Origin of the sequence: Streptomyces geranii (genome assembly GCF_002954775.1) — a bacterium.
Lineage (GTDB): Bacteria > Actinomycetota > Actinomycetes > Streptomycetales > Streptomycetaceae > Streptomyces > Streptomyces geranii.
This window is the reverse complement of the sequence record NZ_PJME01000004.1, coordinates 319254-332569: the sequence shown is the minus strand read 5'-3', so window position 1 is coordinate 332569 and position 13316 is coordinate 319254. Positions and strand designations below refer to the sequence as shown.

At 69.1% G+C, this 13316-nt stretch carries 10 protein-coding genes; 5 read left to right on the top strand and 5 right to left on the bottom strand.

The genetic code is table 11. From position 1 onward, the window contains the following. Window positions 1-16: 16 nt before the first annotated feature. A complete protein-coding gene (locus CW359_RS08400; protein WP_105969138.1) occupies window positions 17-1534 on the bottom strand; it encodes an alpha-N-arabinofuranosidase in 1518 nt (505 codons plus the stop codon). A 600-nt stretch (window positions 1535-2134) separates the two neighbouring features. Between CW359_RS08400 and CW359_RS08395 the strand changes: the two genes are divergently transcribed. The 4 genes from CW359_RS08395 (at window position 2135) to CW359_RS08380 (ending at window position 7428) form a co-directional block, all read left to right on the top strand. Continuing rightward, entirely contained in the window at window positions 2135-3484 is a 1350-nt protein-coding gene (locus CW359_RS08395) for an ABC transporter substrate-binding protein (protein WP_105969137.1), read from the top strand. Next, window positions 3481-4521: a carbohydrate ABC transporter permease gene (locus CW359_RS08390; RefSeq protein WP_105969136.1), complete on the top strand. Its 1041-nt coding sequence runs from the start codon at window positions 3481-3483 to the stop codon at window positions 4519-4521. The genes CW359_RS08395 and CW359_RS08390 overlap by 4 nt, the downstream gene beginning before the upstream one ends. Further along, a complete protein-coding gene (locus CW359_RS08385; protein WP_105969135.1) occupies window positions 4521-5342 on the top strand; it encodes a carbohydrate ABC transporter permease in 822 nt (273 codons plus the stop codon). Before CW359_RS08390 ends, CW359_RS08385 begins: the two co-directional genes overlap by 1 nt. 73 nt (window positions 5343-5415) lie before the next feature. Then, the gene (locus CW359_RS08380) at window positions 5416-7428 is read left to right on the top strand and encodes a beta-galactosidase (protein ID WP_105969134.1); all 2013 of its coding nucleotides are present in this window, start codon (window positions 5416-5418) and stop codon (window positions 7426-7428) included. 46 nt (window positions 7429-7474) lie between these two features. Here the strand turns inward: CW359_RS08380 and CW359_RS08375 are convergent, their stop codons facing one another. Then, window positions 7475-9247 (bottom strand): esterase, encoded by a 1773-nt coding sequence (locus tag CW359_RS08375; RefSeq protein ID WP_105969133.1) that lies wholly within the window; start codon window positions 9245-9247, stop codon window positions 7475-7477. A 242-nt stretch (window positions 9248-9489) separates the two neighbouring features. Between CW359_RS08375 and CW359_RS08370 the strand changes: the two genes are divergently transcribed. Continuing rightward, window positions 9490-10482 carry an aldo/keto reductase gene (locus CW359_RS08370; protein WP_105969132.1) on the top strand — a complete coding sequence of 331 codons (993 nt, stop codon included), beginning with the start codon at window positions 9490-9492 and terminating at the stop codon, window positions 10480-10482. Between the two features lie 113 nt (window positions 10483-10595). Here the strand turns inward: CW359_RS08370 and CW359_RS08365 are convergent, their stop codons facing one another. The 3 genes from CW359_RS08365 to CW359_RS08355 all read right to left on the bottom strand — a co-directional run bounded on the left by CW359_RS08365 (window position 10596) and on the right by CW359_RS08355 (window position 13229). After that, window positions 10596-11864, bottom strand: a complete 1269-nt coding sequence (locus CW359_RS08365) for a diaminobutyrate--2-oxoglutarate transaminase (protein WP_105969131.1) — start codon at window positions 11862-11864, stop codon at window positions 10596-10598. Between the two features lie 65 nt (window positions 11865-11929). Further along, window positions 11930-12931: a TauD/TfdA family dioxygenase gene (locus tag CW359_RS08360; protein WP_105969130.1), complete on the bottom strand. Its 1002-nt coding sequence runs from the start codon at window positions 12929-12931 to the stop codon at window positions 11930-11932. A gap of 85 nt (window positions 12932-13016) precedes the next feature. Continuing rightward, window positions 13017-13229 (bottom strand): MbtH family protein, encoded by a 213-nt coding sequence (locus tag CW359_RS08355; protein ID WP_105969129.1) that lies wholly within the window; start codon window positions 13227-13229, stop codon window positions 13017-13019. Between the last annotated feature and the right edge of the window lie 87 nt (window positions 13230-13316).

Sequence of the window (13316 nt, the reverse complement as noted above, 5' to 3'; positions counted from 1 at the left end):
ACAGGTGACGCGCGGGTCAGCTCAGCGGAGCCCGGACGGTGAGGAAGGAATGGGGCGGCAGGGTGAGCGTCAGGCCCCGGTCGGTGACGGTCAGGCCGTCGAACGGGCGCGGGGCGACCTCCGCCGGGGCCTCAGGGGTGTTGTGGTCCTGGAGCTTGGCGGCCGTCAGCAGACGGGCGACCGGCTCGCCGATCGTGGCGCCGCGCAGGTCGAGCGTCACCTCGGCCGGCTCGTCGGCGTCCAGGTTGGACAGGGAGATGAGCACCTGTCCGTCCTTGACGCTGGCCGAGACGGAGAGGGTGTCCAGCTGGGTGTCCCCCACCTGACGGCGGGCGTCGTCCGTGTTCAGGTGCACGGCGAGTGAAGTCGCGTCCTGGTGACCCTTGTTCATCTCGAAGACGTGGTAGGTCGGGGTCAGGACCAGCGATTCTCCGTCGGTGAGGATCATCGCCTGGAGCACGTTGACCGTCTGCGCGATGTTCGCCATGTACAGCCGGGCCGCGTGCTTGTGGAAGATGTCGAAGTGGGTGGAGGCGACGAGGGCGTCGCGCAGGCTGTTCTGCTGGAACAGGAACCCGGGGTTGGTACCCGGTTCGACGTCCCACCAGGTGCCCCACTCGTCCAGGACCAGGCCGACCGTACGGCCGCGGTCGTAGATGTCCATGACGTTGGAGTGACCGGTCAGGATGTCGTCGATGCGGCGGGCCGCGACCATGGTGCGGTAGTAGTCGTCGGTGTCGAAATCGATCGAGCTGCCCTTCGCCTCCCAGGCGCCGGCCATCGTGTAGTAGTGCACGGAGACGCCCTGGAAGAAGTTCTTCGGGGTGGCCTCGCAACCGAAGCAGCTGATCTGCCGCATCAGGGTCTCGGTCCACTTGTAGTCGTCGTCGGAGGCGCCCGAGGCGATGCGGTACAGCTTGTTGTCGCCGTGGTCGCGGCAGTACGTGGCGTACTGCCGGGCCAGGTCGGCGGAGTACTCGGCGCGCATGTTGCCGCCGCAGCCCCAGGTCTCGTTGCCGATGCCCCAGTACTTCACGCGCCAGGGCTCCTCACGGCCGTTGGCCTTGCGCAGCCGGACCATGGGGCTGTCGCCGTCGCGGGTGAGGTACTCGACCCACTCGCTCATCTCCTGGACGGTGCCGGAGCCGACGTTGCCGCTGATGTAGGGCTCGGTGCCGAGGAGTTCGCACAGGGCCAGGAACTCGTGGGTGCCGAAGTGGTTGTTCTCCTCGACGTTCCCCCAGTGGGTGTTGACCATGCGGGGCCGCTGCTCGCGCGGCCCGATGCCGTCCTTCCAGTGGTACTCGTCGGCGAAACAGCCGCCCGGCCAGCGCAGGTTGGGGATGTCCAGGGCGCGCAGGGCTTCGACGACGTCGAGCCTGATGCCTCCTTCGTTGGGTATCGGCGAGTCCTCACCGACCCAGAAGCCGCCGTAGACGCAACGGCCGAGGTGCTCGGCGAAGTGGCCGTAGAGATGGCGGCTGATCGTCGGGCCCTCGATGTCGAGGTTGATGACCGCGGTGGCGTTGGGCACGGACAGACTCCTGCAAGGGTGCGGATCGTGGGAGGGGAGGGAAAGGTTCGGGGCGCTGGGTTGCGGAGCGCACGCGGGGTGTGCGGCGCCCCCCGTCCGTGGACGGCTCGTCCGAGACGTCGCGGAGGTATGACAACCGGTTTCCTGTAGCGATACAAATGGACGGTGCCACCGCCACGCCGTATGCGTCAAGAGTGTTGCGGGAAGGTTGTGCCGGCGAATCGGACGGGTGAAACCGTCGAAGGCGGGAGGGCGTTCCGACCTCTTGACACCGTCCTCGGGCCCGTCCTACGGTTCGCCGAAGTTTTCCCGACCGGTTTCCGCAGGCGAGCGTTTTCGGGGCGCGACGCCATACGGCTGAAGAACCGGTCCGTCGACACTCACACCTGTGCGCCGGTGGCACCTCATCGTGTGTGAGGCGCGTGGTGAAGCACGGCGGGAGATCCCTGGCGTCCAGGTGCTGAACAGCGCTTTCCCTCTTCCCGGGCCCTGCCCTTCCCAAGCCCCTTCCTGCCCTGCTCTGCCCAGGCCCTGCCCTGCCCGATCCGTCCGTCGTCGCGCATCTCCCCGTACGCATCCCGCACGAAAGGCATCATCGTCATGCCCGTTTCAGCCAGAGGTCCTCTCGACCGGCGCCGTTTCCTCGCCGCTTCCGCCGGTGTCGCGCTCGCCACCGCGGCCCTGCCCGGCTGCGCCGCCTCCGTCGACTCCGGGAGCGGTTCCGGGGGCGGCGGGAAGACCCTCACCGTCATGACCCTCGTGGACGAGTGGGACGCCAAGACCAAGCGAAGCATCGAGAAGATGCTGGACGTGACGCTCCGGATCATCACCTACGACGTCACCAAGCTCAACGCCATGCTGGCGAGCAAGAACCCGCCGGACGTGGTGCGCGGCATCGGCGCGACGGACGCGCCGTACTTCGCGGCACGCGGGCTGATGACGGACCTGGACCCGTACTTCGCCAAGAGCGAGGTGCTGAAGGTCTCCGATCTCGCCTCCGCCAACGACGTGTGGCGCTTCGACGGCGAGAAGCAGGGCACCGGCCCCCGCTACGGCCTCGCCAAGGACTACTCGCAGGACTCCATGTTCTGGTACCGCACCGACATGTTCGAGGAGGCGGGCCTCGAACTGCCCAGCGACACCGAGCCGTTGTCCATGGACGAGTGGCTGGACCTCGGCGAGCGGCTGACCAGGCGCCGGCTCGGCAAAGTGAAGGTGTACGGACTCAACGCCACCGGCATGGGCGTCTTCTCCCAGCTCATGTGGATGACCGCGTCGGCCGGCGGCAGCGTCTTCGCCGACGACATGGCCTCGGTGGACTTCTCCTCGCCCGAGGCGCTCAAGGCCATCCAGTGGTACGCCAGGTACGCGAAGGCCGACATCGGCCCGAGCCTCCTCAACCCCAACCCGGACGGCTGGGACGGGCCCACCTACCAGGCCAGCCGCATGGCGATGAGCTGCAGCGGCTTCTGGTTCGGCGGAGTGATCGCCGCCGAACCGAAGCTGACCGAGGTGTCCAGGTTCGCGCCCGCGCCGCAGCTCGGCGGCCACCGTGTCAGCCCCTGTTTCGGCGGCACCGGCTTCTGGATGCCCAAGGACGCGCAGAACAAGGAGGCCGCCTGGAAGCTCTTCGAGTGGTACTTCGCCGGACAGCCCGCGAAGGACCGGGCGGCGGCGGGCTGGGGCCTGCCCTCCCTGGACTCGCTGCGCGCGAGCATGCCCAAGGAGAACGCCTTCCAGAAGCAGGCATACGCGGTCCAGGAACAGGAGGCGGCGTACTTCTCGGTACTGCCCGTCAGCCCGTACGCGCAGACGGACGCCCTGAACGGGGTGCTCAGCAAGGTGCTGCCCGACGCGATCAGGTCCGGCACCAAGCCCGGGAAGATCGCCGACGCGCTGAACTCGCGGATGAACGAACAGCTCGCGCGGGGCAAGGAGTTGGTGGGGTGAGTACCGAACAGCTCACCGGACCGGACGCCACGCCGGACGCGCCCTCCCCGGCCCGTCCGGCGGGCGGCGAGCCCGGCGGACGCCGGGCTCCCCGGCACGGCTCGCAGCAGGCCCGCCGGGCCGGGGCCTTCTATGTGTTCGCCGGTCCCTGGGTGCTGGGCTTCCTGGGCCTGACGGTCTTCCCGCTGGGCTACGCGCTGTGGCTGAGCTTCACCAACTCCGACGGCCTCTCCCCCAACGCCCGCTTCGTGGGCCTGGCCAACTACCGGGAGGTCTTCGCCGACCCGGACACCCTGGCGTCCTTCGCCCGCACCGGCCTGTTCGCCGCGATCACCGTGCCGCTGACGATCGTCGCGGGACTGGTCCTCGCAGTGCTGCTGAACCAGCCGATCCGGGCCCGCGGTCTGTTCCGCACCCTGCTGTATCTGCCCGCCGTGGTGCCGCCGGTCGGTGCCGCCCTCACCTTCAAGCTGATCTTCGACCGTGACTCCGGCTCGGCCAACGGTGTGCTGGACCTGCTCGGTGTCAACGGACTGACCTGGCTGGGAGATCCGTACGCCCGCTACGTGCTGATCATGCTCACGGTGTGGGGCTGCGGGAACGTCATGATCATCTCGCTGGCGGGGCTCCAGGACATCCCCGGTGAACTGCTCGACGCGGCGCGGGTGGACGGGGCGAGCCAGTGGCAGTCCTTCACCCGGATCGTGCTGCCGCTGCTCTCCCCCGTGCTGTTCTTCCAGGTGGTCACCCAGCTCATCATGACGCTGCAGACCTTCGTCCCGCTGCTCATCTCGCTCGACCCCTCCCCCAAGGGCGTCTCCGCGGTCCCCGACAGCAACTACCTGATCATGATCGACGTCTTCTCCCAGTTCTTCGCCAACGGCCGCTACGGCTACGCCTCCGCGCTGCTGTGGGTGCTCTTCCTCTTCATCATGCTCGTCACTCTGCTCGTCTTCCGCCTGAGCAAGGGCGCGGTCTTCTACTCCGTCGACCCCGAACAGGCCAAGCCCAAGACCCGGACGATCGGAGACAACTGATGGTCCTGGCCCGACGCAAAGTCGTCTACCTGCTGCTGATCGCGGCGCTGGTGCTCCTCCTCAGCCCCTTCGGCTGGCTCCTGATCACCGCGTTCAAGGCCCCGTCCGAGCTGCGTGCCGTCCCCATCCACTGGTGGCCGCACCACCCGTCCCTGGACAACTTCTCCCAGGCCCTGACCCTCTTCGACTACCTCGGCTACGCCCGCAACTCCCTGACGATCGCGGGCCTCTACTCGGTGCTGATCACCCTGGCCTCGGCCTGGGCCGGCTACGGCTTCGCCCGCCTCCAGGCACCCGGCAAGCGGTTCGTGTTCGGTCTCATGCTGGCGACGATGATGACCCCGCAGATCATCACCCTCATCCCGACCTACCTGCTGTTCGCCAAGGTCGGCCTGGTCAACACGTACATTCCGTGGATCCTGTGGGGCCTGTGCGGCGCCCCCTATCTGATCTTCCTCTTCCGGCAGTTCTTCACCAACATGCCCAAGGAGATGGAGGAGGCCGCGGTCCTCGACGGCTGCGGGCAGATCCGTATCTTCTGGCGGATCTTCCTCCCGCAGTCCTGGCCTGTGATCGCCACCGGCCTGATCCTGTCGTTCAGTTGGAGCTGGGGCGACTACATCTCCCCCGCCCTCCTCCTGGACGACGACCGCACCACCCTCTCCGTCAAGATCGCCACCGGCTATGTCAACGAACACGGCAGCGGGCTCTTCACCCTCGTGGCGGCGGGCTCGGTGATGTACATCGTGCCCGTGCTGGCGCTCTTCCTCGTCCTCCAGCGCGGCTTCATCACGAGCACCGCCACGTCGGGACTCAAGTGACCGGCCCGACGGACGACGCGCCGCATCCCGGACACTCACACTCCGTCCGCCTGATCTCCTCCGGAGCCGCCCAGTGACCCCGAAGCCAGCCCTCTCCGTCCCCGGCATCGCGTACGGCGGCGACTACAACCCCGAGCAGTGGCCCGAGGAGGTCTGGGCCGAGGACATGCGCCTGATGCGCGAGGCCGGGGTGACGATGGTCAGCGTCGGCATCTTCGCCTGGGCGCTGCTCGAACCGGCCGAGGGCGTCTACGACTTCGCCCGGATGGACCGACTCCTGGACCTCCTCCACGAGAACGGCATCGCGGCCGACCTCGCGACCCCGACGGCGGCGCCCCCGACGTGGTTCTTCCGCGCACACTCGGAGTCGCTCCCGGTGGACAGGGACGGCCGCCGACTGTCGTACGGCAGCCGCCAGACCTTCTGCCCGTCCAGCCCGGCCTACCGGGAGGCGGCCCTGCGGATCGCGGGCGCGCTGGCGGAGCGGTACGCGGAGCATCCGGCGGTCGTGATGTGGCACGTCCACAACGAGTACGGCTGCCACAACCCCGCCTGCTACTGCGAGGCGAGCGCGGAGTCCTTCCGCCGCTGGCTGCGGGCGAAGTACGGGGACGACCTGGCCGCGCTCAACGACGCCTGGGGCACCACCTTCTGGAGCCAGTGGTACTACGACTGGGCCGAGATCCTGCCCCCGCGCGCGACCGCCGCCGGTCCCAACCCGACCCAGCTGCTGGACTGGCGCCGCTTCTGCAGCGACGAGCTGCTGTCGCTGTACAAGGCGGAGCGCGACGTGCTGCGCGCGGCTGCTCCGGCGATCCCCGCCACCACCAACTTCATGGTGATGCGGGGCGCCGACAAGATGGACTACTGGCGCTGGGCCCCGGAGTTGGACGTGGTGGCCAACGACCACTACCTGATGTACGACGACCCCGAGCCGGAGATCGACGTCGCGCTGAACGGTGATCTGATGCGTTCGCTGGCGGGCGGTCCGTGGTTCCTGATGGAGCACTCCACCGGGGCGCTGAACTGGCAGCACGTCAACCGCGCGAAGGGCCCGGGTGAGCTGCGCCGCAACGCCCTCGCGCATGTGGCCCACGGCGCCGACGGCATCGCCTACTTCCAGTGGCGGCAGTCGAAGGCGGGCGCCGAACAGTGGCACTCGGCGATGGTCCCGCACGCCGGCACGGACAGTCAGATCTGGCGTGACGTCGTCCAACTGGGCGCGGATCTGAAGGCGTTGGCCGAGGTGCGCGGCAGCACGGGCACGGCTTCCGTGGCCATCGTCTGGGACTGGGAGGCCCGTTGGGCCCTGGAGGCTCCCGCCCAGCCGAGCGCGGAGGTCCGCTTCGAGGGGCTGGTCCGGGACTGGTACGAGCCGCTGTGGCGGGCGGGCGTGGCGGTGGACTTCGTACGCCCCGGGGCGCGGTTGGAGGGATACCGGCTGGTACTGGTACCCAGCCTGTACCTGGTCGACGACGAGGGCGCCGCCAACCTCACCGGCTTCGCGCAGCGCGGCGGCACACTGGCAGTCGGCTTCCACAGCGGGGCCGTGGACGCCAACTGCCATGTACGGCTGGGCGGTTACCCGGGGGCGTTCCGGGAGGCCCTCGGCATCAGGTCGGACGAGTACTTCCCGCTTCCGGCGGGCGAGACGCTCGGCCTGAGCGGGGGCGGCACGGCGTCACTGTGGTCCGAACGACTGCGGCTGGAGGGCGCGGAGGCCGTGGCCTCGTACACGGAGGGCCCTTTGGCGGACGTACCCGCCGTGACCCGGCACTCGTACGGCGAGGGCGCCGCCTGGTACCTGGCCACCCGTCCGGACCCGGCCACCCTCGCCTCCCTCCTGACCCGTATCCGTACCGAGGCGGGCGTGGAACCCGTCCGCGCGGCGCCCGAGGGAGTGGAAGTGGTGCGCCGCCGGTCGCCCGCCGCGGACTACCTGTTCCTGATCGACCACTCGGGCGACGGCGCGCGGATCGCCGTCGCCGAGGACGCGGTCGAACTCCTCACCGGGAGACCGGCACCTGGCTCGGTGACGCTCGCACCGGGTGGGATCGCGGTGGTTCGGGAGCCACGGCGCGGCTGACGGGAAGCCGCCTGTGGCCGGTGCGCCGGGCTGCCCGGAGCGACGGTCACTTCTTGACGACGGACTCCACCCAGTTGATGAAGTTCGTCGTCGAGTCGCCGGTGCGCTCGGCCTGTGTGTGGCCCTGGGCCCACACGGTGGCGAAGTCGACGTCACGGATGCCGTAGTTGCGCAGGGCCAGCAGGATGTTGATCTCGGTCGTACTGGCCGTGTCGCCCTGCATGATGCCGGTGCGGATGCGCCAGTGCGGCGCCACCTTCGACCGGCGATGGCCGCCGAAGGCGGGCAGCAGGTAGTACAGCGGGTTGTACGCGTCGCCCCGCCAGGCCATGTCCTTGCCCACGCTGTCCTTCTGGGCGAAGTCGCTGTCGTACGCCGAGGAGCCGTAGGCGGAGTTCCAGTCGGAGTAGGTGGCGTACGTCGCCTGGTTCGCCTTGATGACGTCACGGGTGAGCGGCGCGAAGTGCGACGGCGCGTTGAGGCCCATCGCGAAGACGTTGTTCTCGGTCTGCCCGCGTGAGTACCCGTCGAACGCGCCGACCGGCTTGCTCGCGGTCTTCTGGCTCTTGACGAAGCCTTCGAGGCCGGACACCGTGACGGTGTTGGTCGTGGAGTCGTACGTGACCCAGTTGCTGTTGGCATTGAGGTGGGCGATGTAGTCGGCGACCGTCGCGTACGTGGTCGAGGACCCCGTCGAGCCCGATCCGGGCGGGCCGCCCATCGTCGTGACCGTGTACGGGAAGGTGTTGTCGGCCAGGAAGTGGTTCAGCGAGGTGGTGATCACCTCGATCAGGTAGTCGTAATAGCTGCCTGCCAGGTGGGTACCGCTGCTGGACTCGGTCAGCTTCAGTCGCCTGCCCCGCTCGTCGCGCAGGTCCAGGCGGTTGAGGTACTTGGGCCACGCCTTCGCGAGGTCCGCCGAGTAGGCGCTGGTCCACGTACCGGACGCACGCGTGCCGGTCGAGGCGAACTGGCCCATGTTCCACTCGTAGGACAGGTTGGCCTCGTGCAGGCTGGTGATCGGACACCAGGCCATGACGCCGGCGACCGCGTCGCTGAGGGGCCGCCCCTTGGCGTCCTCCATCGCCGCGCCGATCGTGCGCAGGTAGGGCTGGAACAGGGGGCTGTCGCCGGAGGCGCCCGCGACGGTGTCCTGGGCGCCGCCGCCGCTCATGCCGAACAGGACGATGTCGTCGGTGCTGCCGGGCAGGACGCTCCGGTTGTACCGGAGGAAGCGGACCGCGGCCTTCAGGTCGGTCACGCCCCAGGGGGCCGCGTCCGAGCGGGTGCTGGTCGAGCTGTCCCGGCCGCGCAGGCCCGGCCATACGTAGATGTGCCCGGCCGCGAGGTACTGCGACACGCTGCTGTAGCTGTAGGACGTGGCGGGCTTCTGCCCCGCGTAGCCGGGGGTGTTGACCGGGATCACGATCGGCGCCGTGCGTCCCGAGTAGGCGCCGACGGTGCCCTTCGGGTCGACCGTCGCGGTGTAGGTGGTCCCGTCGCTGTTCGCGGTGGCCTTCAGATAGGCGCCCGGTACGTAGATCGACAGGTGCTCGTAGTCCGTCGCGGCCGGGGCGGTGACGTAGATCTTCCCGAGCTGGTAGTACACGTCGTTGGTCGCGTCGTACGACCAGGCGGTGGAATCGAACTCCAGCGAGTACCCGGACGGCGTGGTCGACGCGGACGACGTGGTCGACGAACCGCTCGACGACGGGGTCGCGGCGAAGGCCTGGCCCGCCACGCCCTCGGCGACTCCGAACGCGGCCAGGGCTGCGACGCCCGTGGCGCTCCGGACAACAGTTCTGCGGTTGATGTCCACGCGAAAACTCCTTGTAGATCGGACCGTGCTGCTCGTTCGCGTCTCAGACTGCCGACCGGATCCCAGAATTGTTAACAATTTCGATGATAATCCTGTTAGAACATGGGCCTGACGAACGCTTCCGGCTCCCGGACGTTCACCGAGCGCGCCGACCACGGCGAGGCAAGGATGCGTAAAAGCAGTGCGGGAACGGGAGTTGGGCGCTTGCCTAGAGCGCACTCCACGACGTTGGCTGGGCAGTCATGAAGTACACGCAGCTCGGACGCACGGGACTCAAGGTCAGCCGACTCGTCCTCGGCACCATGAATTTCGGTCCGCACACCGACGAGTCCGACAGTCACGCGATCATGGACGCGGCACTGGACGCGGGCATCAACTTCTTCGACACGGCGAACGTGTACGGCTGGGGCGAGAACAAGGGCCGTACCGAGAGCATCATGGGCAACTGGTTCGCGAAGGGCGGCGAGCGGCGCGACAAGGTCGTCCTCGGCACCAAGGTCTACGGCAACATGGGCGAGGACGACGCCGCGTGGCCGAACCACGACAAGCTGTCGGCGCTGAACATCCGGCGTGCCGTTGACGCGTCGCTGAAGCGGCTCCGGACCGACTACATCGACGTCTACCAGTTCCACCACATCGACCGGGACACCCCGTTCGACGAGATCTGGCAGGCCGTCGACGTACTGGTCCAGCAGGGCAAGATCCTCTACGTCGGGTCCTCCAACTTCCCCGGCTACAAGATCGCCCAGGCCAACGAGACCGCCGCCCGGCGCGGCGGCACCATCGGCCTGGTCAGCGAGCAGTGCCTCTACAACCTCTACGAGCGCCGCGCCGAGATGGACGTCATCCCGGCCGCTCAGGAGTACGGCCTCGGCATCATCCCGTGGTCGCCGCTGCACGGCGGTGCGCTCGGCGGTGTGCTGAGGAAGGAGATCGAGGGCGGCCGACGCGGCGAGGGGCTGGCCGCGGGCACCATGTCCGGCCCTGAGGTACGCGCGAAGCTCCAGGCGTACGAGGACCTGCTCGACAAGCACGGTCTGGAGCCCGGCGAGGCGGCCCTGGCCTGGCTGCTCACCCGCCCCGGCGTGACCGGCCCGATCGTCGGCCCGCGCACGGCGGAACAGCTCGAATCCGCCCTGCGCGCCATCGAGTTGGAGCTGAGCGAGGAACTGCTGGCCGGGCTGGACGAGATCTTCCCGGGACCGGGACCGTCTCCGGAGGCCTTCGCCTGGTGACAGGGGGCGGCGTACGCCTCTAGCCATACGTCTCTGCGCGGTGCTGGGGACGGGCACGGTCTGGGGACGGCCACGGCCGCTCGGCCCGGCTCGTCCCCAGACCGTAGGGCGGGCTACGCCGTAGCCAGTGCCTGGACGGTGTCGCCCAAGGTGTCCGCCACTTCCTTCCACTCGGTGAGGGAGATCGTCAGGGGTGGCAGGAGCTTCAGTACATGCCCCGACCCCGAGGTCTCGGCGACGATGCCCGCGCGGAACAGCGCCGCCCGAATCCGGTCTGCCGTCGCGGAGGCGGGGAATCTCAGTCCGCTCATCGCTCCCTTGCCGACGACCTCGGCGGCACCCACCGGGAGGGCGTCGGTGATGCTCGCGAGGCTGGTGCAGATCGCGGCGGCCAGTTCGGTGACGTGGTGGGTGAAGTGCGGGTCGGTCCAGTGGTCCAGTGCCGCGGAGCCCGCCACGAAGGCGAGGTTGTGGCCACGGAACGTGCCGTTGTGCTCGCCGGGGGCCCAGCGGTCGATCTCGCGCCGGATCAGCAGCGCCGCCATCGGCAGCCCGATGCCGCTGAGGGACTTCGACAGGCAGACCAGGTCGGGGCGGAGTTCGGGGGCGTCCTCGAAGCTGAAGAAGGTGCCGGTGCGTCCGCAGCCCGCCTGGATGTCGTCAACAATGACCAACGCGCCGGTGGCGTCGGCGAGTTCACGGATTCGGGCCAGCCACGCGCGGGGCGCGGTGTGCAGTCCGCCCTCGCCCTGGACCGTCTCCAGCAGGATCGCGGCGGGCGGAGGCGTCGCCGCACCCGGGCCGAGGGCGTGTTCGAGGGCGGCGAACGGATCGGGCTCGGCCGCGTCGCCGTACGGGAGGATCGTGACGTCGGTCAGGGGTACCCCCGCTCCCCCGCGCAGCAGCGGGGAGGTCGTGGCGGCGAGGGCGCCGAGGGACGCGCCGTGGAAACCGCCGGTGAAGGCGATCACCTCGGTGCGCCCGGTGACCTTGCGGGCCAGCTTCAGGGCGGCCTCGACGGCGAGCGTTCCGGCCGGTCCGGGGAACTGGACGACGTGGTCGCCGAGGCCGCGTGGCTGGAGGATGAGGGTGGTGAAGCGTTCCAGGAAGTCGGCCTTGGCGGTGGTGTGCAGGTCGAGCGACTGCACCGGGCCACCGGCCGTGAGGTAGGCCGTGACCCGTTCGACGATCTCGGGCGGGTTGTGGCCGTAGTTGAGCGAGCCGGCCCCGCACAGCAGGTCCACGTAGCGGCGCCCCGAGGTGTCCCACAGGTGGTGTCCGGCGGCTCGTTCGAAGACCACCGGGAAGTCGCGGCAGTAGCTGCGTACGTTCGACTCGTGACGTTCGAACACCGTGAGGGGCGTCCGCTCGGTCTCGGCCATGTCAGCACGTACCTTTCATGTCAACGGTTCTCGTAACGCGTCGCGGGACGACGCCACTTGAGGGGTCACTTGACCAACACCGCTCCGTCACCCGGACGGTGGTCGCGGGAACGGCGCAGGTCGCTGAAGGCGAAGGTCCGCTGGAGCCAGCGGTCGCGGCCGTCGTAGCGCGGTGTGAACGCCGAACGGCCGTGCAGGGTCACCCGGTTGTCGACGACGGCGAGGTCGCCGGGGCGCAGCAGCACCCCGGTGTACGTGCGGTGCGCCACCTCGGCGAGTTCGGCGAGGGCCGACCGGGCCTGCGGGGTCACACCTCGGGTGGCCGCCTCGTCGAAGCACCAGTCGGGGTCGTCCGGGTCGCCGGTGAGCACGGCGTGCGCGGTGCCCTCGCCGGCCGGGCCGAAGGACGGCGGTGCCTCGGTGACGTACTCGGGGCGTCCGAGCGCCTCCCGGGTGCCGGGCTTCAGCAGCGGCAGGACCCGGCGTACGCAGCTGGTGCGCAGTTCGGCGACGCCCTCGTGGTCGGGGCGAAGGCACATCAGCATCACGTAGTCGGGGCGGTGGGGGTGGAAGGCGTTCTCGGTGTGGAAGGTGAGTTCGACCGAGCCGACGTTTCCCTGCACCTCCTCCTGGCCGGGCACCGGCACGACGTCCTGGACCAGCGCCCCGGACTTCTCCGCCGCGAACGCGGCCGGGTCGCCGAGCCCCGCCGCGAACAGCAGCAGCATCGCGGCAGGGAGGGAGGGCGTGTGCTGGACGGAGCCCTTGACCATAGGGGTCGGGGGCAGTGCCCGGGCGTTGATGGGGAGCCGGCCGAGGACAAGACTCCCGTCGGGTCCGGAGTGCCTGCGGAACTCCCGTACGGTACGCCGTACTTCGGCGGGGCCGTCCTCCCAGGCGTGGCGGGCGTGGTCCACCCAGGCCGGGTCGTCGACCCGGTCCCCCGCGTGGTCCAGCAGGTCCGACGCCACCTGGCCCAGCCGGGCGAGGGTGCGGGAGTCGTACCGCACCGTGCCGTCGGCGGTCGCCGGGGCGTACGGTGCCTGCGTCATACCGACGCTGTTCACGTGCGTGTTCCCTTCCACTCGTTCCACTCAATCCGATCGATCCGCTCGACCCGCTTGATCCGCTTGATCCGCTCAATCCGGCGGCTCATTCGCCCATGGCCCGGACGAGGCTCTTGGGACGCAGATCCGTCCACTCGCGTTCGACGTACTCCAGGCAGGCGGTACGGCTGTCCGGACCGAAGACGGTGGTCCAACCGGCGGGCACTGCGGTGAAGTCGGGCCACAGGGAGTGCTGGCCCTCGTCGTTGGCCAGGACCCGGTAGGTGCCGTCGGGGTTCTCGAAGGGGTTGGTCGTCATGACGTTTCGGTGTTCCTTTCGGGAGCCGGGAGGCGAAGTGCCTCCCGGTGGAGGAGAGTTGGGCCACGGTGTCGGCTGATGGTCCGG

What these genes read in the sequence shown, in the direction of transcription:
- CW359_RS08385 (WP_105969135.1), top strand. Translation starts at nt 4,521, where the DNA reads ATGGTCCTGGCCCGACGCAAAGTCGTCTACCTGCTGCTGATCGCGGCG.
- CW359_RS08355 (WP_105969129.1), bottom strand. Translation starts at nt 13,229, where the DNA reads ATGACGACCAACCCCTTCGAGAACCCCGACGGCACCTACCGGGTCCTG.
- CW359_RS08365 (WP_105969131.1), bottom strand. Translation starts at nt 11,864, where the DNA reads ATGGCCGAGACCGAGCGGACGCCCCTCACGGTGTTCGAACGTCACGAG.
- CW359_RS08370 (WP_105969132.1), top strand. Translation starts at nt 9,490, where the DNA reads ATGAAGTACACGCAGCTCGGACGCACGGGACTCAAGGTCAGCCGACTC.
- CW359_RS08395 (WP_105969137.1), top strand. Translation starts at nt 2,135, where the DNA reads ATGCCCGTTTCAGCCAGAGGTCCTCTCGACCGGCGCCGTTTCCTCGCC.